The organism is Nocardioides albertanoniae (genome assembly GCF_006716315.1).
Lineage (GTDB): Bacteria > Actinomycetota > Actinomycetes > Propionibacteriales > Nocardioidaceae > Nocardioides > Nocardioides albertanoniae.
Map to the genome: position 1 here is coordinate 4,689,851 of NZ_VFOV01000001.1, position 22,854 is coordinate 4,712,704.

The 22,854-nt window shown below is 68.7% G+C and carries 22 protein-coding genes; 1 reads left to right on the top strand and 21 read right to left on the bottom strand.

The window, feature by feature from the left end; genetic code table 11:
* Positions 1-6: 6 nt before the first annotated feature.
* The 21 genes from FB381_RS22485 to FB381_RS22585 form a co-directional block, all read right to left on the bottom strand.
* Positions 7-1,080, bottom strand: coding sequence for an extracellular solute-binding protein (locus FB381_RS22485; protein WP_141782301.1), 1,074 nt, complete (start codon positions 1,078-1,080; stop codon positions 7-9).
* 153 nt (positions 1,081-1,233) lie between these two features.
* Positions 1,234-2,154, bottom strand: coding sequence for an EamA family transporter RarD (gene rarD / locus FB381_RS22490; protein WP_211352513.1), 921 nt, complete (start codon positions 2,152-2,154; stop codon positions 1,234-1,236).
* 333 nt (positions 2,155-2,487) lie between these two features.
* Positions 2,488-3,510: a polyprenyl synthetase family protein gene (locus tag FB381_RS22495; RefSeq protein ID WP_141782302.1), complete on the bottom strand. Its 1,023-nt coding sequence runs from the start codon at positions 3,508-3,510 to the stop codon at positions 2,488-2,490.
* Complete coding sequence (nuoN, locus tag FB381_RS22500; protein WP_141782938.1) at positions 3,507-5,054, bottom strand: NADH-quinone oxidoreductase subunit NuoN; 1,548 nt, start codon at positions 5,052-5,054, stop codon at positions 3,507-3,509. The genes FB381_RS22495 and nuoN overlap by 4 nt, the downstream gene beginning before the upstream one ends.
* A 4-nt stretch (positions 5,055-5,058) precedes the next feature.
* Positions 5,059-6,483 carry a complex I subunit 4 family protein gene (locus FB381_RS22505; RefSeq protein ID WP_141782303.1) on the bottom strand — a complete coding sequence of 475 codons (1,425 nt, stop codon included), beginning with the start codon at positions 6,481-6,483 and terminating at the stop codon, positions 5,059-5,061.
* Between the two features lies 1 nt (position 6,484).
* Entirely contained in the window at positions 6,485-8,362 is a 1,878-nt protein-coding gene (gene nuoL / locus FB381_RS22510) for an NADH-quinone oxidoreductase subunit L (RefSeq protein ID WP_246088269.1), read from the bottom strand.
* A complete protein-coding gene (gene nuoK / locus FB381_RS22515; RefSeq protein ID WP_141782304.1) occupies positions 8,359-8,664 on the bottom strand; it encodes an NADH-quinone oxidoreductase subunit NuoK in 306 nt (101 codons plus the stop codon). The genes nuoL and nuoK overlap by 4 nt, the downstream gene beginning before the upstream one ends.
* On the bottom strand, positions 8,661-9,389 hold the full coding sequence (locus tag FB381_RS22520) for an NADH-quinone oxidoreductase subunit J (RefSeq protein WP_141782305.1): 729 nt from the start codon (positions 9,387-9,389) through the stop codon (positions 8,661-8,663). Before FB381_RS22520 ends, nuoK begins: the two co-directional genes overlap by 4 nt.
* The gene (nuoI, locus tag FB381_RS22525) at positions 9,386-9,925 is read right to left on the bottom strand and encodes an NADH-quinone oxidoreductase subunit NuoI (RefSeq protein WP_141782306.1); all 540 of its coding nucleotides are present in this window, start codon (positions 9,923-9,925) and stop codon (positions 9,386-9,388) included. The genes FB381_RS22520 and nuoI overlap by 4 nt, the downstream gene beginning before the upstream one ends.
* Positions 9,922-11,220 (bottom strand): NADH-quinone oxidoreductase subunit NuoH, encoded by a 1,299-nt coding sequence (gene nuoH / locus FB381_RS22530; protein WP_246088270.1) that lies wholly within the window; start codon positions 11,218-11,220, stop codon positions 9,922-9,924. Before nuoH ends, nuoI begins: the two co-directional genes overlap by 4 nt.
* Entirely contained in the window at positions 11,217-13,442 is a 2,226-nt protein-coding gene (locus FB381_RS22535) for an NADH-quinone oxidoreductase subunit G (protein WP_141782308.1), read from the bottom strand. Before FB381_RS22535 ends, nuoH begins: the two co-directional genes overlap by 4 nt.
* The gene (nuoF, locus tag FB381_RS22540; RefSeq protein WP_141782309.1) at positions 13,421-14,734 is read right to left on the bottom strand and encodes an NADH-quinone oxidoreductase subunit NuoF; all 1,314 of its coding nucleotides are present in this window, start codon (positions 14,732-14,734) and stop codon (positions 13,421-13,423) included. The genes FB381_RS22535 and nuoF overlap by 22 nt, the downstream gene beginning before the upstream one ends.
* Positions 14,731-15,372 carry an NADH-quinone oxidoreductase subunit NuoE gene (gene nuoE, locus FB381_RS22545; RefSeq protein WP_141782310.1) on the bottom strand — a complete coding sequence of 214 codons (642 nt, stop codon included), beginning with the start codon at positions 15,370-15,372 and terminating at the stop codon, positions 14,731-14,733. The genes nuoF and nuoE overlap by 4 nt, the downstream gene beginning before the upstream one ends.
* A complete protein-coding gene (locus tag FB381_RS22550; RefSeq protein WP_141782311.1) occupies positions 15,369-16,691 on the bottom strand; it encodes an NADH-quinone oxidoreductase subunit D in 1,323 nt (440 codons plus the stop codon). Before FB381_RS22550 ends, nuoE begins: the two co-directional genes overlap by 4 nt.
* Complete coding sequence (locus FB381_RS22555) at positions 16,688-17,308, bottom strand: NADH-quinone oxidoreductase subunit C (RefSeq protein WP_246088334.1); 621 nt, start codon at positions 17,306-17,308, stop codon at positions 16,688-16,690. Before FB381_RS22555 ends, FB381_RS22550 begins: the two co-directional genes overlap by 4 nt.
* A 56-nt stretch (positions 17,309-17,364) precedes the next feature.
* Positions 17,365-17,919: a NuoB/complex I 20 kDa subunit family protein gene (locus tag FB381_RS22560; RefSeq protein ID WP_141782313.1), complete on the bottom strand. Its 555-nt coding sequence runs from the start codon at positions 17,917-17,919 to the stop codon at positions 17,365-17,367.
* A 135-nt stretch (positions 17,920-18,054) separates the two neighbouring features.
* Positions 18,055-18,411 (bottom strand): NADH-quinone oxidoreductase subunit A, encoded by a 357-nt coding sequence (locus FB381_RS22565; protein WP_141782940.1) that lies wholly within the window; start codon positions 18,409-18,411, stop codon positions 18,055-18,057.
* 232 nt (positions 18,412-18,643) lie between these two features.
* Positions 18,644-19,321 (bottom strand): HD domain-containing protein, encoded by a 678-nt coding sequence (locus FB381_RS22570; protein WP_141782314.1) that lies wholly within the window; start codon positions 19,319-19,321, stop codon positions 18,644-18,646.
* 50 nt (positions 19,322-19,371) lie between these two features.
* Positions 19,372-20,043: an ankyrin repeat domain-containing protein gene (locus FB381_RS22575; RefSeq protein WP_141782315.1), complete on the bottom strand. Its 672-nt coding sequence runs from the start codon at positions 20,041-20,043 to the stop codon at positions 19,372-19,374.
* A gap of 20 nt (positions 20,044-20,063) precedes the next feature.
* Positions 20,064-20,753, bottom strand: coding sequence for a demethylmenaquinone methyltransferase (locus tag FB381_RS22580; protein ID WP_141782316.1), 690 nt, complete (start codon positions 20,751-20,753; stop codon positions 20,064-20,066).
* Positions 20,754-20,775: 22 nt separating this feature from the next.
* Positions 20,776-21,357, bottom strand: coding sequence for a hypothetical protein (locus FB381_RS22585; protein WP_141782317.1), 582 nt, complete (start codon positions 21,355-21,357; stop codon positions 20,776-20,778).
* Positions 21,358-21,477: 120 nt separating this feature from the next.
* Here FB381_RS22585 and FB381_RS22590 point away from each other — a divergent pair, with 120 nt between their 5' ends.
* Complete coding sequence (locus tag FB381_RS22590; protein ID WP_141782318.1) at positions 21,478-22,800, top strand: isochorismate synthase; 1,323 nt, start codon at positions 21,478-21,480, stop codon at positions 22,798-22,800.
* Positions 22,801-22,854: the final 54 nt, after the last annotated feature.

The following is a 22,854-nucleotide window of genomic DNA, read 5'->3' on the forward strand; positions in this document are numbered from 1 at the left end:
ACCGGGCTACTGCGAGGCCTTGCCGGACTTGGCGATGGCGTCGGTCACGATGCCGACGGCCTCGCCGTCCTCACCGGTGCCGAAGAGCTTCTCCTTGACGCCGGACCAGTCGCGGCCACCGAAGTCGTTCTCCAGGGTGAGCAGCTGCTTCGGAGCCGGGAACGGGTCGGCAGGATCCTTGGCTCCCTCGATGTCCTCCGGCTTCAGACCGATCGCGTCCCAGTCGACCACGCCGGGCTCGGCGGTGTTGATCGGGCGGAAGCCGGTCAGCGCGAACTGCTTCTGGCCACCCTTCGGGTCGAGCACGAAGTCGAGCCAGTCCTGCGAGGGCTTGGAGGCGTCCTTGGTGATGGCGCCGGGGTTCTCGATCAGCACGGTGGAGTCGGGGACGATGTAGTCGAAGCCCTCACCCTGCTGAGCAGCGAGGATCGCCTCGTTCTCGTAGGCGAGCAGCACGTCACCGGTGCCGCCGAGGAAGGCGGTGGTGGCGTCGCGGCCCGAGTTGGTCAGCGTGACGACGTTCTTGAACAGCTTGTCGAGGTAGGCCTTGCCCTCCTCCTCGGTGCCACCGTTCTTCACCACGGAGCCCCAGGCGGCCAGCGCGTTCCAGCGGGCCGCGCCGGACGAGGCCGGGTTGGCCGTCACGACGCCGACGCCCGGCTTGGCGAGGTCGTCCCAGCCCTTGATGTTCTTCGGGTTGCCCTTGCGTACGCCGAGCACGACGACCGAGCTCGACACGATGCCCTTGTTGTCACCGTCGTCCCACTTCGGGTCGACCAGGCCGGCCTTCTCCAGGCGCTGCACGTCGGTGCCGACGGAGAGGTGGACGTAGTCGGCCTTCAGCCCCGACTCCACCGCACGGCTCTGGTCACCGGAGGCGCCGTAGGAGGTCTCGAAACCGACACCCTCGCCCTCGGGGGTCTTGTTGAACTCCTTGGCGATCGCCTTGTTGGCCGTCTCCGGGACGGCGAAACCGACGATGGAGATCGACTCGGCATCGCCGGAGCCGGAGCCACCGCAGGCGGTGAGCGCCAGCATCCCGACGGCGGCGAGCGCCGCTGCAGCCTTGAACTTCCTCATCTGATTCCTCTTTTCTTGCCCCAACTGCGTGCCCTGCCGAGCCAAGGTCCATCGGATTACGAATGTCGAGGACAATACTGGAGTTAGTTGAAGACATGGGAAAACTCGCGATAGGTCCGACTGGTGGACCTGCGACGACCCGCCGTTGCCGGGTTATGCCTCGGCGCGGGTGCTCACCGGGGCGAGCGCTGCCCGCAGCACCACGCGCCGGTGGTGGACCGCCTCGGCGCTGAAGATGATCAGCGCGACCCAGACGATCGCGAAGCCGACCCAGCGACCCGGCGGCATCGCCTCGTGGGCGATGAAGACACCGACGGCGAACTGCAGGATCGGCGCCAGATACTGCAGGAGCCCGATGGTGACCATCGGGACCCTGATGGCGGCGGCGCCGAAGCAGGCCAGCGGCACCACGGTGGCCACCCCCAGGCTCATCAGGAGGATCACGTGGACCGGCCCGTGGCCCACGAGCGTGCCGTTGCCGGTGGCCTGGAGCGCGACGATCAGCGTCAGCGCGAACGGCGCGGTGACCGCCGTCTCCACGGCCAGCGACTCGAACGGCCCCACACCGGCGCTCTTCTTCAACAGTCCGTAGGTGCCGAACGAGAAGGCCAGGATCAGCGCGACCCAGGGCAGCCTGCCGTAGTCGACCGTCAGGACGATCACCGCCACGAACGCGATCCCCAGCGCCACCCACTGCAGCCTCCGCAGCCGCTCCCGCAGGATGAGCACACCCATCAGCATCGTGACCAGCGGGTTGGTGAAGTAGCCCAGGCTCGTCTCCACGATCCGCCCGTTGTTCACGCCCCAGATGTAGGTCACCCAGTTGATCGAGATCACCGCCGCCGCCCCGGCCAGCAGCACCAGCTTGCGTCGATCCCGCAGGACGCCCATCACCTGCGTACGCCGACCGAGCACGAGCACCAGCGCACCCGCCACCACGAGCGACCACAGGATCCGGTGTCCGAGGATCTCCCACGCCCCGGCCGGCTCGAGCAGCGGGAAGTAGAGCGGGAACACACCCCACATGACGTACGCCGCGGCGCCGAACATCACCCCGCGCCGCTGCTCGTTCACGGCCTCACGCTACCGCCCCGCCGAGAAGTCACGTCTGCAGGTCGAAGCGTCACGTCTGCAGGTCGAAGCGTCACGTCTGCAGGTCGAAGCGTCACGTCTGCAGGTCGAAGCGTCACGTCTGCAGGTCGAAGCGTCACGTCTGCAGGTCGAAGCGTCACGTCTGCAGGTCGAGTGGGCATCTCGATGCCCACTCGACCTGCAGGACTGACTTCTCACCCTGCAGGACTGACTTCTCACCCTGCGCGGGTGACCACTCGGCCTGCAGACGTGACTTCTCGGCCGGCCTACGTGACCTCTCGGCCTGCAGACGTGACTTCTCGGCGCGGGGAGAGGTCAGGCGGAGCGTACGGCGACGATGTCGGCGAAGGACTCGAGGGCGGCGCGTACGGGGCCTTCGGGGAGCGGGGCGAGGGCGGCCTTGGCCTCCTCGGCGCGTGCCTTGACGTAGGACCGGGCCTCGGCGAGGGCCGGGTGGGCGCGGAGGAGGGCGACGCACTCGGCGAGAGCTTCGTCGTCGGTGAGGTCGGAGTCGAGCAGCTCGAGGAGGCGTACGTCGCCGGCCTCCGTGGAGCGCCGGGCCAGCAGCACGGGCAGCGTCGGCACACCCTCGCGCAGGTCGGTGCCCGGGGTCTTGCCGGACTCGTCGGAGTCGGAAGCGATGTCGAGGATGTCGTCGGAGAGCTGGAAGGCGACGCCGACGATGTCGCCGTAGGCGACCAGAGCATCCTGGATCTTCTTGTCGGCGCCGGCGAAGAGCGCACCGTAGAGAGCCGAGGTGGCGATCAGCACGCCGGTCTTGCCGGCCAGCACCTCGAGGTGGTGACCCACCGGGTCGACGCCTTCGGACGGCTCGACACCCTCGAGGATCTGGCCCTCGACGAGCTTGGCGAAGGTGGTCGCCTGGATGCGTACGGCCTCCGGGCCCAGCTCGGCGGTGAGCTCGGAGGAGCGGGCGAAGAGGAAGTCGCCGGTCAGGATGGCGACGTGGTTGTCGAAGCGAGCGTTGGCGGTGTCTTCGCCGCGGCGCAGCAGCGCCTCGTCCATGACGTCGTCATGGTAGAGCGAGGCCTGGTGGGTGAGCTCGACGACGCAGGCGGCCGTGACGACCTCGTCGGCGAGCGTGTCGGGCCCGCACTCGGCAGCCAGCAGCACGAGCAGCGGGCGGAACCGTTTGCCGCCGGCCTCCAGCAGATGCGAGGCGGCCTCCGCGACGAACGGAGAGCTGCTGCTGCGGGCATAGCCCGCCAGCTTCTCCTCCACGACCGCCATCCGAGCAAGCAGCCGCTGCTCGAGCTCGGGATCGGTGATCGGGAGGGCGAGGTCAGGGACTCGGTCGGTAGGTGCGCTGGTGCTCACCCGATGAATCCTCCCGCATCCATCAACAGGTTGAGCACAGGGCCCGGAATTACGCCCAACAGAACGGTCGCGAAAGCGCTCACGGCGATCACTGCGGTGGTCGCATAGGACGGTGCGACGACCGTGGCCGCGTCGTCGCTCGGGTCGTTGAAGAACATGAGCATGATCATCCGCACGTAGAAGAAGATCGCGATGATGCTCGAGACGATCGCGACCCCGACGACGGGCCACTGCCCGGCTGAGAGCGCGGCGGCGAAGACGCCCCACTTGCCGATGAACCCGGCGGTGAGCGGAAGGCCCGCCATCGAGAGCAGGAAGACGGCGAAGGCGCCCGCGACCCACGGGTTGGTGCGGCCCAGCCCGGCCCAGCGGTCGAGAGACCCGACCTCGCCGTTGGGCCCGCGCAGCAGAGACACGATCGCGAAGGCGCCGAGCGTCGCGAACCCGTAGGCGGTCAGGTAGAAGAGCACCGCCTGGGTCGAGCCGAAGGCGTCGTCACGCACGGCGCCGAGGAGTCCGGTGAGCAGGAAGCCGGTGTGGGCGACGGCGGAGTAGCCGAGCATACGTTTCACATCGGTCTGCACGATCGCGAAGGAAGCACCCAGCAGCATCGTCAGCACGGCGACGACGCCGATGGCCGGTCGCCAGATGTCACCCTCGGAGCCGAAGGCGACGTAGAACAGCCGCAGCATCGCGGCGAAGGCGGCGATCTTCGTGGCAGCCGACATCCACGCGGTCACCGGCGTCGGAGCGCCCTGGTAGACGTCGGGGGTCCAGGAGTGGAACGGCACCGCGCCGGTCTTGAACAGCAGCCCGACCGCCATCAGACCGATGCCGAGCAGCAGCAGCGGGCTGGAGCCGTCGTTCTCCGCCGCCGCACCGATCTCGGCCAGCGACATCGTGCCGGCGAAGCCGTAGACCAGCGCGAGACCGTAGAGGAAGATGCCCGACGAGAACGCGCCGAGGAGGAAGTACTTCAGCGCCGCCTCCTGAGAGAGCAGCCGCCGACGCCGCGCCAACCCGGTCAGCAGGTAGAGCGGCAGCGAGAGCACCTCGAGAGCCACGAAGAGCATCAGCAGGTCGCCGGAGATGCAGAAGAGCATCATCCCGCCGACCGCGAACATCATCAGCGGGTAGACCTCGGTGTGCTCCAGCCCGCGCTGCGAGGCGGTGCGCTCAGCCGGCGTGCCGGGCAGCGCAGCAGCCTGACCTGCGAAGACGCTGACCCCGTTGTCGAGACGTCGCTCGGCGAAGAGGGCCACACCGCCCAGGGAGACCAGCAGCACCAGCCCCTGGGAGAAGACGCCGGGGCCGTCGATGACGAGAGCGCCCTCGCCGGTCGAGGAGCCGAGCCCGGAGCCCGCGCCGACGGCAACCGTGCCGGCGAGCGCGGCGACCAGCCCGGCGGACGCGAGCGAGACCTGGGCGTTGAACCGTGCGGCGCGCGGCGCGAACGCCTCCACCACCACACCCGCGCAGGCCACGCCCAGCACCAGCAGGACGGGCCACAGGGTGGCGTACGAAATTCCGGGGGACTCGAACATCGCGTCACTCACCTGCCTGGATCACATTGACGAGAGGCTCCACGACCGGCGATGCCGCCGAGATCAGCGGTCCGGGGACGAAGCCGAAGAAGAGGAGCGCGACCAGCAACGGCACGAGCACGCCGACCTCCCGCCGGTCGAGGTCCTTGACCGGTCGCGGGGAGCTCTCCGCGGGCCCGGTGAAGATCCGCTGGTAGGCCCACAGCACGTAGATCGCGGCGAGCACGATCGCGGTCACGGCGATGACCCCGATCAGCCAGTGGTAGTCGAAGGCGCTGATCAGCACCATGATCTCGGAGACGAACTGGGAGAGCCCGGGAAGACCGGCGGTGGCCAGCCCGGCGACGAGGAACGTGCCGGCCAGCACCGGCGTCGCCTTCTCGAGACCGCGCATCGACGAGATCGACGCGGTGCCCTTGCGGGAGATCAGGAACCCGGCGATCAGGAACATCGCCGCCGTCGCCACACCGTGGTTGACCATGTAGAGGATCGATCCGACCAGGCCTTCGCGGGTGGCCGCGAAGATGCCGAGGGTGATCAGCCCGAAGTGGCTGAGCGAGGTGAGGCCGATCAGGCGGAGCAGGTCGTCCTGCCCGATCGCCAGCACCGCACCGTAGACGATCGAGATCAGCGCCAGCACCACCACGACCGGTGTGGCCCATGCCGATGCCTCCGGCACCAGGCCCAGGCAGAGCCTGATCATGCCGAAGGTGCCGATCTTGTCGAGGATGCACACCAGGAGCACCGACGTCGCCGGAGTGGCCTGCTCGGTCGTGTCGGCCAGCCAGGTGTGCACCGGGAAGAGCGGCGCCTTGACCGCGAACGCGATGAACATCGCCACGAAGATCCAGCGCTGTGCCGTGGTGCCGATGTCGAGCTGGGCGAGGTCGCTGATCAGGTAGGACGGTGTGCCGGCCTCCGAGGAGACCACGAAGAAGCCGATCAGCGCGCCGAGCAGCACCAGGCCACCGCCGAGCTGGAACATCAGGAACTTCAGCGCCGCCTTGGCCCGCTTGGGCCCGCCGTGCTGACCGATCATGAAGTACGCCGGGATCAGCGTCGCCTCGAAGGCGATGTAGAAGACGAACAGGTCGGCGGCGAGGAAGGTCAGCAGCCCGAACGCCTCCAGGGCCAGCGCCCAGGCGTACCACCGCTTGTCGTGGTCCTTGACCGCCGCGACCATCACCAGCGGCACCAGCACGACGGTCAGCAGCACCATCAGCTTGCCGAAGCCGTCCAGCTCGAGCGCCCAGTGGACGCCGAGCGGCTTCATCCAGGCCAGGTCGGTGTCGGGCGCGGTGAACATCGTGACGATGCCGACCAGCAGCGTGGCCAGAGCGAACCCGAACGCCCACAGCTTGGGCCGGGCCGGCATCACCGCGGTGATCAGCGCCCCCGCGAACGGGATCAGGACGAGGATGGAGAGCAAGTCAGTTCACCACGATCAGGGCGAGGGCGACCAGGAGCGTGCCACCGAGGACGGAGAGGGCATAGGAGCGTACGTAGCCGGTCTGTGCCTTGCGGAGCTCGCCGGCGATCGCCGCGAGCGCGACCGGGCCACCGCTCATCACGCCGTCGACGACGTACTTGTCGGTCGAGACGACACCGCGGGTGAGCGCCAGCCCCGGCGGCACCACGACGTCCTCGACGTGCGGCACGTGCAGGTAGGGGGTGGGCTCGGTGGTGGTCGGGCGGCGACCGAAGACGAACCCGGCGGCCGCGACACCGATCGCCACGACCAGCACCGCGAGCACCGAGGTCGCCCAGACCGGGAGCGGGCCGTGATGCTCGGCGTGACCGATCGCGGTCACCGGCTCGAGCCAGTGCTCGATCCAGCCGCCGATCGCGAAGACGCCACCGAGCACCGAGAGCGCGGCCAGGACCACGAGCGGGCCGGTCATGATCCGCGGCGACTCGTGCGGATGCACGCCCTCGAGCCAACGCTTGCGACCGAAGAAGGCGAGCATCATCAGGCGGGTCATGTAGAAGGCGGTCACGCCGGCGGCCAGCAGGGCGATGAGACCGACCAGCCAGCTCTCGGCGAACGCGACCTCGAGGATCTTGTCCTTCGACCAGAAGCCGGCGAAGCCGGGGAACCCGATGATCGCCAGGTAGCCCATCGCGAACGTGAGGAACGTGACCGGGAGCGCCCGGCTCAGGGCGCCGTAGTGCTTGAGGTTCACGTCGTCGTTCATGCCGTGCATCAGCGACCCGGCGCCGAGGAACATGTTGGCCTTGAAGAAGCCGTGGGTGAGCAGGTGGAAGATCGCGAAGGCGTAGCCGGGACCACCGAGGCCCGCGGCCAGCATCATGTAGCCGATCTGGCTCATCGTCGAGCCCGCGAGGACCTTCTTGATGTCGTCCTTCACACACGAGATCGCGGCGCCCCAGATGATCGTCACCAGCGCGACGACCACGACGGCGGTCGAGGCGGCCTCGGCGGCGTCGAAGATCGGCGACGACCTCACCACGAGATAGACACCGGCGGTGACCATCGTGGCCGCGTGGATGAGCGCCGAGACCGGGGTCGGGCCCTCCATGGCGTCGAGGAGCCAGCCCTGCAGCGGCACCTGGGCCGACTTGCCGCAGGCACCGACGAGCAGCAGGATGCCGAGCCAGTTGAGGGTGGTCGTCGAGGCGGCCTCGACCGAGATCGCGGAGAACGACGTCGACCCGAAGGTGACGAAGCAGAGCGCGATCGCCAGCGAGAGACCCATGTCGCCGACGCGGTTCATCACGAAGGCCTTCTTGGCCGCCGCGGCCGCGGACGGCTTGTGCTGCCAGAAGCCGATCAGCAGGTAGGACGCCAGACCGACGCCCTCCCAGCCGAGGAAGAGGCCCACGTAGTTCTCCGCCAGCACCAGCATCAGCATCGCGGCGAGGAACAGGTTGAGGTAGCCGAAGAATCGCGTACGCCGCTCGTCGTCGGCCATGTAGCCGACCGAGTAGACGTGGATCAGCGTGCCGACACCGGTGATGAGCAGCAGGAACAGACTGGAGAGCTGGTCGTAGAGCAGGTCGAACCCGACGTCCAGGGAGCCGGTGTCGAACCAGGTGTAGAGGTGCTGGACGACCTGGCGGCTCTCCTCGTCGCGACCGAGCGTCGTGACGAAGAGGACCACGCTGAGCAGGAAGGACGCCGCGGCGAGCCCGACCGCGAGCCAGTGGCCCACACGGTCGAAGAGCGCAGGTGCCAGCGGGCGCCCGATCAGGATCAGGGCGGCGCCGGCAAGAGGCAGCGCGATGACCAGCCAGAGCAGGGAGAAGACCCCGCCGGCCTCGATGGGGTGGGCAATCGCAGCGTTCACCACTTGAGCATCCTTGGCTCGTCGACCGAAGCCGTGTTTCGGGTGCGGAAGATGGTCATGATGATCGCCAGCCCGACGACCACCTCGGCGGCCGCGACGACCATCACGAAGAAGGCCGTGACCTGCCCGTCGAGGTTGCCGTGCAGCCGCGAGAAGGCGACCAGGGCCAGGTTGGCGGCGTTGAGCATCAGCTCGACGCACATGAAGACGACGATCGCGTTACGCCTGGTCAGCACGCCGATGGTGCCGATCGTGAAGAGGATCGCCGACAAGATGACGTAGGCCGTGGTGTTGTCGCTCATTCGTCGTCCTCCCGAGTGGGCGCCCCGGACGGTCCGTTCGATCCGCCGCCGTTGGCGAGGATCGCCGGCACCGACCGCTTGCTCTGCGAGCCGTCGGGCAGCAGGGCCGGGGTGTCGTTGCTGTTGTGGCGTGCGAAGGTGCCCGGCGCGGGCAGCGGGCCGAGGTGCTTGCCGCTCGCCGCGTAGTCGCTCACCCGCTGCTGGGCCAGGTCGGTCTGGGTCTGCTTCGGGTCGAGCCGCTCCCGGTGGGCGAGCACCATCGCCCCGATCGCAGCGGTGATCAGCAACGCGCTGGTCGCCTCGAAGGCGACCACGTAGCGCGAGAAGAGCAGGTCAGCCAGGCGTTGTACGTTGCCGCCCTCGTTGGCGCCGGCGAGCCCGCGCATCGTGGCGATGCTCGCCTGGCCGACGCCCGCGACCAGCAGGGCGCCGAGGCCGACGCCCAGCACCCCTGCGAGCACCTTCTGCCCGGCGATCGTCTCCTTGAGGGTGTCGGCGGTGTCGACGCCGACCAGCATGATCACGAAGAGGAACAGCATCAGGATCGCGCCGGTGTAGACCACGATCTGCACCGCGAAGAGGAACGGAGCCTCCAGCGTCGCGTAGATCATCGCCAGGCCGATCATCACGATCGCCAGCGACAGCGCGGCGTGCACGGGCTTGCGCGCGAACAGCAGCCCCAGCGCCGCGATCACAGTGATCGAGGCGAGAATCACGAAGCTCACTGGACCCGCTCCTTGGGCTCTGGAGCGTAGTAGGACGTGTCGTCGTTGCCGAGGAACATCGGGTGCGGCGGCGCCTCCATGCCCTCCTCGAGCGGCGCGAGCAGATCCTGCTTCTCGTAGATCAGGCTCTCGCGCGAGGTGTCGGCCAGCTCGTACTCGTTGGTCATCGTCAGCGCCCTGGTCGGGCAGGCCTCGATGCACAGCCCGCACAGGATGCAGCGCAGGTAGTTGATCTGGTAGACGCGGCCGTAGCGCTCCCCCGGCGAGAAACGCTCCTCCTCGGTGTTGGACGCACCCTCCACGTAGATGGCGTCGGCCGGGCAGGCCCAGGCGCACAGCTCGCAGCCGATGCACTTCTCCAGCCCGTCGGGATGCCGGTTGAGCTGGTGACGACCGTGGAAACGCTCCTCGGTCGGCTCCTTCTGCTGCGGATACTGCTCGGTGACCGGCTTCTTGAACTGGGTGCCGAACGTCACCGCGAAACCCGAGACCGGATCCCAGAAACGCTCCTTGAACGAGCGGTCTTCGTTGCTCACCGTTGAGCCTCCTCACGAGAGGGAAGAATGCGTACGCCGTTGCGGGCCGGGACCACGGCGCCCGGACCGAACACCAGGGGCTGTGCGGCACCCTTGACCGCGCCGCCCTGCGGCAGGGCCGGGGTCGGGAAGCCACCGGCGGGCGTGCTGACCTGGGGCTCCTTCTCGGGGAGCCGGTTGAGGAAGCCGAGCACGACCACCACTGTGACGGCCAGGCCGAACCCGAAGAGGAACCAGTTGGGGCTGAAGCCGCCCTCGATCGCGGTCATCTTGATCACCGCGACGGCGACGATCCAGGCCAGGCTCGAGGGGAGCAGGACCTTCCAGCCGAGCGACATGAACTGGTCGTAGCGCAGCCGCGGCAGGGTGCCGCGCAGCCAGATGAAGATCCAGATGAAGAAGAACATCTTCAGGAAGAACCACAGCACCGGCAGGTAGCCTTCGTTGGCGCCGGCCCAGAGGGTGCCGAGGCCGAGCGGGGCCCGCCAGCCGCCGAGGAACAGGGTCGTGGCGAGCGCGCTGACGGTGGCCATGTTGATGTATTCGGCCAGGAAGAAGAGCGCGAACTTCAGGCTGGAGTATTCGGTGTGGAAGCCGCCGACCAGCTCACCCTCGGCCTCGGGGAGGTCGAACGGCGCCCGGTTGGTCTCGCCGACCATCGAGATGCAGTAGATCACGAACGACGGCAGCAGCAGCGCCCCGAACCACCAGTCGCGCTGGGCGTCGACGATCTCGCTCGTCGACAGGCTGCCGGACATCAGGAAGACGGTGACGAGCGCCAGCCCCATCGAGACCTCGTAGGAGATCATCTGGGCGCTCGAGCGGAGCCCGCCGAGCAGGGAGTAGGTCGAGCCGGACGCCCAGCCGCCGAGCACGATGCCGTAGATGCCGATGCTGGCGATCGCCATCACGAACAGCACCGCGACCGGAAGGTCGGTCAGCTGCAGCGGCGTACGCTCCCCGAAGAGGTTGACCTCGGGGCCGAACGGGATCACCGAGAACGTCACGAACGCGGGCACACAGGCGAGCACCGGCGCGGTGAGGAAGACGATCTTGTCGGCCTTCTCCGGGGTCAGATCCTCCTTGAGCGCGAGCTTCACGCCGTCGGCGAGGCTCTGCAGGAGGCCGAACGGTCCGTGCCGGTTGGGCCCGATCCGGTGCTGCATCCGGGCGACGACCTTGCGCTCCCACCAGATGTTGAACAGCGTCAGCACCACGCAGACGACGAAGACCAGCAGCACCTTGATCGCGATGATCCACCAAGGATCCTGGCCGAACTGCTCCAGGCCGTTCACTTGGCCCCCTCCACGCTCACGGTCGATCCCGGCGAGGCCAGGTCGGCCCATACGCCGCGCCCGAACGAGTTGGTCGGCACCCAGACGGTGCCCTCGGCCAGCTCTCCCGCCTCTGCCGGGAGCGTCCAGCTGCCCCGGTCGCCGGTGATCGTGACGACGTCACCGACCTGCGCGTGGAGCGCTGCCGGGAGGCGTACGACGGCGGGCCGGGCGGTCGCGCTCAGCGCCTTGTCGCCGCTCTGCAGCGTGCCGTTGTCGAGCATCAGGTGCCAGGTCGCCAGGCGGAAGGTCGAGGTGTTGGTTTCGACACCGCTCGCTGCGCTCGCGGGCTCAACCAGCAGTGCGTCGCTGGTCGAGCCGCCGGAGCCGCTAGGCGGAGGCGTGTCGAGACCAACAGAGTCGTATTCGCGGGTGATGTGCCCCAGCACCTCGGCATCCGAATAGGTCGCGGGCTTGTCGAAGACCTTCCCGAACGGCCTGCGGCGGCCCTCCCAGGTCACGAAGGTGCCCGCCTTCTCCGCGGCGGCAGCGACCGGGAGCACCACGTCGGCACGCTCGGTCACGGCGGTGACCCGCTGCTCGAGGCTGACCACGAAACCGGCGTTGTCGAGCGCGGCCAGGAAGGCGGCCGGGTCGGCGGTGTCGTCGGGGTCGACGCCCGCGACGAGCAGGGCGTCGAGGCCGCCGTGCACGATGCCGGCGGCGTCGAGACCGCCCTCCCCCGGGAGCAGGTCGGCTTCGACCGCGCCCCGGTCGCCCGCACGACGCGGCACCCAGGTGATCATCGCGCCGGTGCGCTCGGCCAGCTCGACGGCCGCGTCGAGCGCGCCGGGGCTGGTCGCCAGGCGCTCGCCGACCAGGATCACCGAAGCGTCGGTGACGTCGCCGACCTGCGACAACGCGCTCTTCTCGGCACCGGGAGGGGTCAGGATGACCTCGGCGCCGAGCTTGCGGGAGCCCTCCGAGGCGTACGGGCTGAGGGTGGTGATGCGCAGCCCGGCCTGGTTGGCCTTGCGCAGCCGCAGGAACAGGGTGCCGGCCTCGTCCTCGGGCTCGAGCCCGGCCAGCACGACATGGTCGGCGACCGCGAGGTCGGCGTAGGTGACGCTCGTGCCCGCCACGTGCGAACGCAGGAACCTGGTCTCCTCCTCGGAGACGGGTCGCGAGCGGAAGTCGACGTGGGGCGTGCGCAGGCTCTCGCGCGCGAACGTCGCGTAGGCCTTCGCGTCCTCCAGCGTGAGCCGGCCACCGGTCAGCACACCGGTCGAGCCGGCGGCGGCGAGCCCCTGGGCGGCCATCGCGACGGCCTCCAGCCAGGAAGCCGGGCGGAGCTCGCCGTCTTCACGGACCATCGGTGAGGTGAGCCGGTCACGGACGCCGTAGCGGAAGCCGAAGCGGTCCTTGTCGGAGATCCACTCCTCGTTGACCTCCGGGTCGTTGCCGGAGAGCCGCCGCATGACCTTGCCGCGGCGGTGGTCGATGCGGATCGCCGCGCCGCAGGCGTCGTGCTCGGCGACGCTGGGTGTCGAGACCAGGTCGAACGGGCGGGCCCGGAAGCGGTAGTCGTCGGAGGTCAGCGCGCCGACCGGGCAGATCTGGATGACGTTGCCCGAGAAGTAGGAGGAGAACGGCTTGTCCTCGGCGATGCCGATCTGCTGGGTCGCGCCGCGCTCGACCAGCGCGATCCCCGGGTCGCCCGGGATCTCGGCGGCGAAGCGGGTGCAGCGCTGGCAGACGATGCACCGCTCGCGGTCGAGGAGGATGTTGGCCGAGAGGTTGATCGGCTTCGGGAACGTACGCTTCGTGCCCTCGAACCGGGTCTCACCCTGCCCGTGGGACATCGCCTGGTTCTGCAGCGGGCACTCGCCGCCCTTGTCGCAGACCGGGCAGTCCAGGGGGTGGTTGACCAGCAGGAACTCCATGATGCCCTGCTGCGCCTTGACCGCGGTGGAGTTCTGCGTCTCGACCACCATGCCCTCGGCGACCGGGATCGTGCAGGAGGCCTGCGGCTTCGGGAAACCGCGTCCGTTGCCGGCGTCGGGGATGTCGACCAGGCACTGCCGGCACGCGCCCACGGGCGCGAGCAGCGGATGGTCGCAGAAGCGCGGGATCTCGATGCCCGCCTGCTCCGCGGCCCGGATCACCAGCGTGCCCTCCGGCACCGCCACCTCATGTCCGTCGATCTTGACGGTCACGTCAGTCACTGCTTCGCCTCCGCCCATGCGGTCGACTTCGTGGGATCGAAGGGGCAGCCACCCTGCTCGAGGTGGGCCAGGTATTCGTCCCGGAAGTATTTGATCGAGCTCGTGATCGGGCTCGTCGCACCATCACCCAGCGCGCAGAACGAGCGGCCGAGGATGTTGTCGCACTGGTCGAGCAGCAGGTCGAGGTCTTCGGGGACACCGTCGCCCTTCTCCAGCCGCTCCAGCACCTGCACCAGCCACCAGGTGCCTTCACGGCACGGGGTGCACTTGCCGCACGACTCGTGCTTGTAGAACTCCGTCCACCGCAGCACCGCGCGCACCACGCACACCGAGTCGTCGAAGATCTGCAGTGCTCGGGTGCCGAGCATCGACCCGGCCGCCTGCACCCCTTCGAAGTCGAGGGGCACGTCGAGGTGCTCCTGGGTGAACAGCGGGGTCGAGGAGCCGCCGGGGGTCCAGAACTTCAGCTCGTGCCCCTTGCGTACGCCGCCGGCGAGCTCGATCAGCTTGCGCAGCGTGATGCCGAGCGGGGCCTCGAACTGGCCGGGCGTCTCGACGTGACCGGAGAGCGAGAAGATGCCGACGCCAGCCGACTTCTCGGTGCCCATGCCGGAGAACCAGTCGGCGCCGTTCTTCACGATCGCCGGCACCGAGGCGATCGACTCGGCGTTGTTGATCACCGTCGGGCTCGCGTAGAGACCGGCGACGGCCGGGAACGGCGGCCGGAGCCGGGGCTGACCACGGCGCCCCTCGAGCGAGTCGAGCAGCGCGGTCTCCTCACCACAGATGTAGGCCCCGGCACCGGCGTGCACGACCAGCTCGAGGTCGTAGCCGGAGCCGTGGATATTCTTGCCGAGGTGGCCGGCCGCGTACGCCTCGCGGACCGCAGCCTGCAGCCGCCGGATCACGTGCAGCACCTCGCCGCGTACGTAGATGAAGGCACGCTCGGCGCGGATCGCGTAGGAGGAGATGATCACGCCCTCGACCAGGGTGTGCGGCGAGGCCATCATCAGCGGGATGTCCTTGCACGTGCCCGGCTCGGACTCGTCGGCGTTGACCACGAGATAGCGCGGCTTGGGGTTGTCCGGGTCGGCCGGCGGCAGGAAGCCCCACTTCACGCCGGTCGGGAAGCCCGCACCACCACGGCCCCGGAGGCCGGAGTCCTTCACGGTCGTCTGCACGTCCTCCGGCGCCATCCCGAGCGCGACATCGAGAGCGTCGTAGCCCCCGGTCGCCGCGTAGGCGGACAGCGTCCAGGCCCGTTCGTCGCCCCAGTTGCTGGTCAGCACCGGGGTCAAGGTGTCGGTCATGCCTCCGGCGCCTTCCAGTCGTTCTCGGCGGCCAGTCTCAGACCGACCTGGGATGCCTCGCCCGCCGCCGGGCCCTCGTCGACCAGCCCGTCCTCGAAGCCGGCCAGGACCCGCTCGGCCTCGCGCCAGGAGGTGATCTTCGCGCCGCGGGAGGCGACGACCTCGCGGCCCGCGCTCAGGTCGTCGACCAGCCTCATCGCCGACTCCGGCGTCTGGTTGTCGAAGAACTCCCAGTTGACCATCACCACCGGCGCGTAGTCGCAGGCCGCGTTGCACTCGATGTGCTCGAGCGTGACCGAACCGTCGGCGCTGGTCTCGTCGTTGCCGATCTCGAGCTTCTCGCGCAGGCAGGCGAAGATCTCGTCGCCGCCCATGACAGCGCACAGGGTGTTGGTGCAGACCCCGACGTGGTGAGTGCCGACGGGGTGGCGCTTGTACATCGTGTAGAACGTCGCCACGCCGCTGACCTCGGCAGGGGTCAGCCCCAGCACCTCGGCGCACGCGTCGATGCCCTCGGGCGTGACGCGTCCTTCCACCGACTGCACCAGGTGGAGCATCGGCAGCAGCCCGGACCGGGCCTGCGGGTAGCGAGCGGCGATCTCCCGCAGCTCGTCGAACGTCTCCGGAGCCAACGTCATCGGTCGACGCCTCCCATCACCGGGTCGATGGACGCGATCGCCACGATCACGTCGGCCACCATGCCGCCCTCGGACATCACGCTCGTGGCCTGCAGGTTGGTGAACGACGGGTCGCGGAAGTGGACCCGGTAGGGCTTGGTGCCACCGTCGCTGACCACGTGGGCGCCGAGCTCGCCGCGCGGCGACTCGAGCGCGACGTACGCCTGGCCGGCAGGCACGCGGAAGCCCTCGGTGACCAGCTTGAAGTGGTGGATCAGGGCCTCCATCGACTCACCCATGATGTGGCGGATGTGGTCGAGCGAGTTGCCCTGGCCGTCGGAGCCGACGGAGAGCTGCGATGGCCAGGCGATCTTCTTGTCGGCGACCATGACGGGCGCCCCCTCGAGGTCGGCGAGCCGCTTGGTGGCCTGCTCCATCAGGCGCAGCGACTCCCACATCTCGGCGAGCCGGATCCGGAAGCGGCCGTAGGAGTCGGAGGTGTCCCAGGTGATGACCTCGAACTCGTACTCCTCGTAGCCGCAGTAGGGCTGCGTCTTGCGCAGGTCCCACGGGTAGCCGGTCGCGCGCAGGATCGGGCCGGTGAGCCCGAGCGCGAGGCAGCCCTCCAGGTCGAGGTAGCCGACCTGCTCGAGGCGGCCCTTGAAGATCGGGTTGGCGTTGCACAGCGCGGCGTACTCCTCGAGCCGCTTCTTCATCAGCTCGATGAACTCCTCGAGCCGCGCGACGGTGCCCTCGGGCACGTCCTGGGCGATGCCGCCGGGGCGGATGTAGGCGTGGTTCATCCGGAGGCCGGTGATGAACTCGAACAGGTCGAGGCACAGCTCACGCTCGCGGAACCCGATGGTCATCACGGTCAGCGCGCCGAGCTCCATGCCGCCGGTCGCGATCGCGACCAGGTGGGAGGAGATCCGGTTGAGCTCCATCAGCAGGAGCCGGATCACGTTGGCCTTCTCCGGCACCTCGGCGCCGATGCCGAGCAGCTTCTCCACACCCAGGACGTACGCCGTCTCGTTGAAGATCGGCGAGAGGTAGTCCATCCGGGTGACGAAGGTGGTGCCCTGCGTCCAGGAGCGGAACTCCATGTTCTTCTCGATGCCCGTGTGCAGGTAGCCGATGCCGGCACGCGCCTCGGTGACGGTCTCGCCCTCGAGCTCGAGGATCAGTCGCAGCACCCCGTGGGTCGAGGGATGCTGCGGACCCATGTTGACGACGATCCGCTCGTCCTTGACGTCCTTGAGGGCGTCGGTCAGCTCGTCCCAGTCCTGGCCGGTGACGGTGAACGTACGCTCGTCGCCGGTCGGCTCAGCGGTCGCGGTCATGAGTAGGACCTCCTCTGGTCCGGCGGCGGGATCGTCGCGCCCTTGTATTCCACGGGGATGCCGCCGAGCGGGTAGTCCTTGCGCTGCGGATGGCCTGGCCAGTCGTCGGGCATCAGGATGCGGGTCAGGCCCGGGTGGCCGTCGAAGACGATCCCGAACATGTCGTAGGTCTCCCGCTCGTGCCAGTCGAGCGTGGGGTAGACGCTCACGCCGCTCGGCACGTGCGGGTCGGCGTCGGGGGCCGACGTCTCGATCCGCACCCGGCGGTTGAAGGTCATCGAGAGCAGGTGGTACACCGCGTGCAGCTCGCCACCGTGATCGCTCAACCCCTGGTCAGCGGGGTAGTGAACCCCGGAGACCCCCGAGCAGAGCTCGAAACGCAGCTCGTCGCGCAGCACCTTCAAGGCCTCGAACAGCCGCTCGCGGCGTACGTGGAAGGTCAGCTCGCCGCGGTGGATGACCGCGTCGGCGTCGGCGAACGCGAGCGCATCGGCGACCTCCTTGAACCAGCCGCCGTAGGGCTGCACGCCGACGTCACTGGTGCGGCTCGGCATCGCGTGCTGACGGGTCAGCCCGCCGTAGCCGCTGGTGTCGCCGGAGTCCTGCACGCCGAACATGCCGGTGCTCTGGTTGTCTCCGGCCTGGTTGCTTCCGGCCTGGTCGTTCGCCTCGTTCACCGCAGGAGTCCCGTCTGGTCGATCAGCGGCAGCTGGCGCAGCGCGGCGGTCTCCTGAGCGGCTTCCTCGGCCTCGGCGTTGACGCCGAGCGAGCCACCCTGGATCTGTTCGTGGAGCTTCACGATCGCGTCGATCAGCATCTCGGGCCGCGGCGGGCAGCCGGGCAGATACATGTCGACGGGCACGATGTGGTCGACGCCCTGCACGATCGCGTAGTTGTTGAACATGCCGCCGCTGCTGGCGCAGACGCCCATCGCGAGCACCCACTTCGGCTCCGGCATCTGGTCGTAGATCTGGCGCAGCACCGGGGCCATCTTCTGGCTCACCCGACCGGCGACGATCATCAGGTCGGCCTGCCGCGGCGAGGCCCGGAAGACCTCCATGCCATACCTGGCCAGGTCGTACTTCGGCCCGCCCGACGTCATCATCTCGATCGCGCAGCACGCGAGACCGAACGTCGCCGGCCACAGGCTCGCCTTGCGGAAGTAGCCGGCCAGACCTTCGACCGTGGTCAGCAGTACGCCCGAGGGAAGCTTCTCTTCTAGACCCATATCAGTTTCCTCTCGCTGAGGGTCGCGAGGCGCTGCGCATGCCAAGGCCGACGAGGGAGGTCGACCTTCGTGCTGAGCGCAGCGGAGCGGTCGACGACCGAGGAGAACGCAGGCAGGTGCAGTGCATCGCGGGCCTCAGTCCCATTCCAGTCCGCCGCGACGCCAGACGTAGGCGTACGCAACAAAGACGGTCAGCAGGAACAGGCCCATCTCGGCGAGACCGAACCACCCCATCGAGTCGAACCTGACGGCCCACGGGTAGAGGAAGATGATCTCGATGTCGAAGATGATGAAGAGCATCGCGGTGATGTAGTACTTCACCGGGAATCGACCGCCGAGCGCCTGTGGCGTGGCCTCGATCCCGCACTCGTAGGGGTCGGCCTTGGCCTGGTTGGCTCGGCTCGGTCCGACGACCGAGCTCATGACCACCGAACCGACCGCGAAGAGCGTCGCCAGTCCCGCCAAGGCGAGCACCGGCACGTAGAGCTCCATCTCGCCTCCATACACACGCTTGTTGCGCTGCTGGCTTCCAGCAGTGAGCGCCACTTCGTGACTTTGTGAACCGAATCACAATGTGCGCCGGGTCACATCTTGCCACTCCTGAGGGGGATTGCAAGCGGCTTGCGGGATCGCAGCCTCTGCACTTTTACGCAGCGGCGTGGAGGTGCGTGATCATCCGGCGGCAAACTCCCGCAGAATCACGCCATGGTGTGGATCCGGTCGGTCAGGCGTCGGGGTCCGAGTCTGAGCCCGGGGCCGGGTCCGGACGGATCCAGCCGTTGGCGATGCCGTTCCTGACGATCGCGTCCGTGGCTTTGCCGAGAGTCGTGCTCGCCGCGACCACGCCGGCCTCGCGGCCGCGGATCTTCGACTCGGTCGCGCCCGGCATCCGCCAGGTGCCGCCGCGGTTGAGCCAGTTGAGCAGCATCGGCTCGAGGCGGTCGATGCCCTTGCAGAACCTGGCTTCCGGGGTCTCGGCGGCCTCGAACTCGTCCCACAGGGCCCGGATCTCGCGCGCCTGGTCCTCCGGGAGCAACGGGAAGAGCCGCTCTGCCGCCGCGACCTCGCGTTCGACCTGGCCGACGACGGCCGCGGGGTCGAAGACCGGGCTGTCACCGGCATAGATCTCGACCATGTCGTGGATGATCACGAGCTTCATCGCATGGCCGACATCGATCGGCTCGTTGGCGTACTCGGCCAGGAGCAGCACCATCAGCGCGAGATGCCAGGAGTGCTCCGCGTCGTTCTCGCGGCGCTCCACCGCGGCCAGCCCCGAGGCGCGCAGGATCGTCTTGAGCCTGTCGGCCTCGGCGATGAAGGTCAGCTGCGCTCGCAGCCGATCATCGATCTCGTCCGGGAGCGGGTTCAGGTCGATGATCAGGTCGGCGGGCGAGTCGTCCATGCGCCGACCTTCGCATGCGGCGTACGTCCGGGGGAAGCGACTTACTCCGGTCAGCGAGCGGGCAGGGGCCTCGTCGAACGGGTCACGTACGCCGCCCCCTCGGGCCCCACCACGGCGTAGGAGTCGCCGAGCCGGGAGCTGTACTCGAGGTGGGCACGGCCCCAGAACATGCCGATCCGGATACCGCCGTACATGCCCGGAGCGGTGAACCAGGCCTCCTCGGGGCCGCGCTCCTCGCAGATGAGCCGGATGTCGAACGTACGCAGCTGGTGGTCGCCACGGAAGTCGTGGGTCAGCTCGCCGAGGGTGGCGTTCACGTGATGGTTGACGCCCTCGAGATGGTCGCCGAGCGGCGTGCCGGGGCGGAAGTAGGGGTCGAGCATGTCGAGCAGGTGGGCGTGCCCCCGCCGCTTGGCGAGCTGGTAGGGGGTCTCGCCGTGAGCGGTGGGCAGCGACCGGACCCCACCCAGCGAGAGCAGCTCCTGCACGGTCTCCCTCGGCGCACCGAGGTAGGCGGCGTGGTGGAGCGGCGTGAACATCGACTCGCCGCCGATCTTCCAGGTGTTGACGCCGACGGTGTAGTCGTTGCGCACCTGTGAGAGCGCCCGGCGCCAGTCGCCCTGGGCGGCGGCGTCGGTCAGGGAGTCCCGGGCCTTCACCGCGGCGGGACCATAGGCCTCGCGGGGCATCAAGATGCCATCCCATGGCAACGTGGTTGTCATATTCCGAACTTTCGCAGAGATCAGGCGGTTGCGTGATGAAGTGCGACGATTCCGCCGGACAGGTTCGTCCAGGTCGGCGTCTGCCAACCGGCTGAGGAGAGCATCGCGGCCAGCCCCGCCTGGTCGGGCCAGGCCCGGATGGACTCGGCGAGGTAGACGTAGGCGTCAGGAGATGAGGACACTGCCCGGGCGACCGGCGGAAGCGCCTTCATGAGGTATTCGACGTAGACCGTGCGGAACGGCTTCCAGGTCGGGTGCGAGAACTCGCAGACCACGATCCGGCCGCCGGGGCGGGTGACGCGGCGCAGCTCACGCAGACCCGCCTCCGGGTCGACGATGTTGCGCAGGCCGAACGAGATGGTGACCGCGTCGAACGTGCCGTCGCGGTAGGGCAGCCTGGTGCCGTCGCCCGCGGTGAACGGCAGGTGCGGCTTGGCCTCCTTGCCGACCTGGAGCATGCCGATCGAGAAGTCGGTCGGCACGACCTCGGCGCCCGCGTCGAGGAACGGCTGCGACGAGGTGCCGGTGCCGGCGGCGAGGTCGAGGACGATCTCCCCCGGCTTGGGATCGACCGCCTTGATGACCTCGCGTCGCCAGCGCCGGTCCTGCCCGAGCGAGAGCACGTCGTTGGTGACGTCGTAGCGCTTGGCCACGGCGTCGAACATCCGGCGAACCTCACCGGGCTGCTTGTCCAGATCTGCTCGGGTCACGGGTGTGTAGGCCCCGGTCTCCTCAGGCGAGCTTCTTGAAGATCTCGTCGGCGTACTTCGCCGCTTCCTTCTTCGAGGTCGCGGTGGCCTGGACGGTCACGTCGTCGGTGGCGTGCGAGCAGGTCGCCTGCGTCTGACCGGTCTGCTGGTCGGCGCTGGAGTAGCAGACGTTGTCGCGCACGTTGGAGACCTCGCCACCGCCGTAGTAGGCGCTGCCGTCGCCCGCGAAGGCGCGGATCAGGACAGACTTCTTCATGTCCTTGGAGATGTAGGTGCGCGAAGCCATCGAGAAGCCGAGCGCCTTGGACACGTTGCGGTCCTCGGTCTTCGCACCAGCCGCGCTCTGCTTGATGAAGGTGTCGAGCTGGTCCTCGGTGGCACCCTGCTTCTTGATCACGTCGAGGTCGTAGGACGACTTCTTGTCAGCGGGGTTCAGGCCGCCGGAGAGCGTCTGCGGGAGGCTGATCTTCGCGCCGGACGAGGACTCGGAGTCGCCAACCCATCGCGGCAGGCCCACGCCGAGCACGACCAGCAGCGCAAGGCCGATGATGCCGAGGGTGATGCCGTTCTCTGCGATGAACGACTGTTCTTTGTTGGTACTCACGCCAGCGCACGCTACAACCCAGGTGGTGACCAACGGAAGCGGGGGCTCGATGGCCGATATCACCTCCGATCGGATCACTTCGGCTCGTCTCCCCCGCCACCACGCCGATATCCTGGGTCGGTGAGCCAACTCCCCACAACGTCCTCGCTTCGCTCCGGGGGCCACGGCGACCCCGAGAAGAGTGAGTCTGAGCAGCGGGCTCTGGTCGCCACGACCGTGGCGCTCGACGCGGGCTCGGAAACCCTGGACGACCTGCTCGCACTGCTCCCCGCCCGGCGCCGAGTCCTCTCCTGGGTCCGCCACGGCGAAGGCCTCGTCGGCTGGGGCACCGCGGCCCAGATCCGCACGTCGGGCCCCGAACGGTTCGCGCACGCGACCAAGTGGTTCGACGAGCTCGCCGCCGCCTCGACGGTCTCCGACGAGGTCGAGGTGCCCGGCAGCGGCCTGATCGGCTTCGGGTCCTTCGCGTTCGCCGACCTGCCCGGCTATTCGGTGTTCACGGTGCCGTCGGTCGTCGTCGGCCGCCGCGGTGACGCGGCCTGGGTGACCACCATCGGGCCGGCCGCCTCGCCGCCGCCGGTGCTGGCACCCACCGCCCCGCCCGAGTCGCCGCGCGATGTCGTGTTCGCCGATGCGTACGTCGACGGCGAGCACTGGATGCGCATCGTCGCCGACGCCGTCTCCCGCCTCCAGGCCGGCGATCTCGACAAGGTCGTCCTCGCTCGAGACCTGCTGGCCGCCGCCGACGCCCCGATCGACATCCGCGCGGTGCTGCGGCGCTTGGCCGACACCTACCCGACGTGCTGGACGTTCCACGTCGACGACCTCTTCGGCGCGACACCCGAGCTCCTCGTACGCCGCGAGCGCGGCCTGGTCACCTCGCGCGTGCTCGCCGGCACGATCTGGCCGACCGGCGAGGATGCCGACCCGCAACGATCCAGCGACCTCGCCCTGGCCGCCTCGCTCTCCGAGTCGTCGAAGAACCTCGAGGAGCACGAGTACGCCGCCAGGTCGGTCGCCGACGCCCTGGAGCCGCACTGCTCCTCGATGAACGTGCCCGAGGCTCCGTTCGTGCTCAAGCTCCCCAACGTGATGCACCTGGCCACCGACATCACGGGCGTGGCCAGCGACGGGGTGAGCTCGCTCGACCTCGCCGCCGCGCTGCACCCCTCGGCCGCGGTCGGCGGCACCCCTCGCGAGCAAGCCGTCGACCTGATCGCCGAGATCGAGTCGATGGAGCGTGCCCGATACGCCGGACCGGTCGGCTGGATGGACGCCACCGGTGACGGCGAGTGGGGCATCGCGCTGCGGTCTGCCGAGATGATCGACGACCACACCGCCCGGCTGTTCGCCGGCTGCGGCATCGTCGCGGGCTCCGACCCGGAGACCGAGCTGGCCGAGACCCAGGCCAAGTTCGTCCCCATCCGCGACGCCCTGTCCTGACCCGTAGCCCTGACCGGCAGCCCTGACCGGCGCCGTGGGGTGGATCCCGCGCGA

What these genes read in the sequence shown, in the direction of transcription:
- FB381_RS22485 (WP_141782301.1), bottom strand. Translation starts at nt 1,080, where the DNA reads ATGAGGAAGTTCAAGGCTGCAGCGGCGCTCGCCGCCGTCGGGATGCTG.
- nuoN (WP_141782938.1), bottom strand. Translation starts at nt 5,054, where the DNA reads ATGTTCGAGTCCCCCGGAATTTCGTACGCCACCCTGTGGCCCGTCCTG.
- nuoK (WP_141782304.1), bottom strand. Translation starts at nt 8,664, where the DNA reads ATGAGCGACAACACCACGGCCTACGTCATCTTGTCGGCGATCCTCTTC.
- FB381_RS22535 (WP_141782308.1), bottom strand. Translation starts at nt 13,442, where the DNA reads ATGGGCGGAGGCGAAGCAGTGACTGACGTGACCGTCAAGATCGACGGA.
- nuoF (WP_141782309.1), bottom strand. Translation starts at nt 14,734, where the DNA reads ATGACCGACACCTTGACCCCGGTGCTGACCAGCAACTGGGGCGACGAA.
- nuoE (WP_141782310.1), bottom strand. Translation starts at nt 15,372, where the DNA reads ATGACGTTGGCTCCGGAGACGTTCGACGAGCTGCGGGAGATCGCCGCT.
- FB381_RS22550 (WP_141782311.1), bottom strand. Translation starts at nt 16,691, where the DNA reads ATGACCGCGACCGCTGAGCCGACCGGCGACGAGCGTACGTTCACCGTC.
- FB381_RS22555 (WP_246088334.1), bottom strand. Translation starts at nt 17,308, where the DNA reads ATGTTCGGCGTGCAGGACTCCGGCGACACCAGCGGCTACGGCGGGCTG.
- FB381_RS22560 (WP_141782313.1), bottom strand. Translation starts at nt 17,919, where the DNA reads ATGGGTCTAGAAGAGAAGCTTCCCTCGGGCGTACTGCTGACCACGGTC.
- FB381_RS22565 (WP_141782940.1), bottom strand. Translation starts at nt 18,411, where the DNA reads ATGGAGCTCTACGTGCCGGTGCTCGCCTTGGCGGGACTGGCGACGCTC.
- FB381_RS22570 (WP_141782314.1), bottom strand. Translation starts at nt 19,321, where the DNA reads ATGGACGACTCGCCCGCCGACCTGATCATCGACCTGAACCCGCTCCCG.
- FB381_RS22575 (WP_141782315.1), bottom strand. Translation starts at nt 20,043, where the DNA reads ATGACAACCACGTTGCCATGGGATGGCATCTTGATGCCCCGCGAGGCC.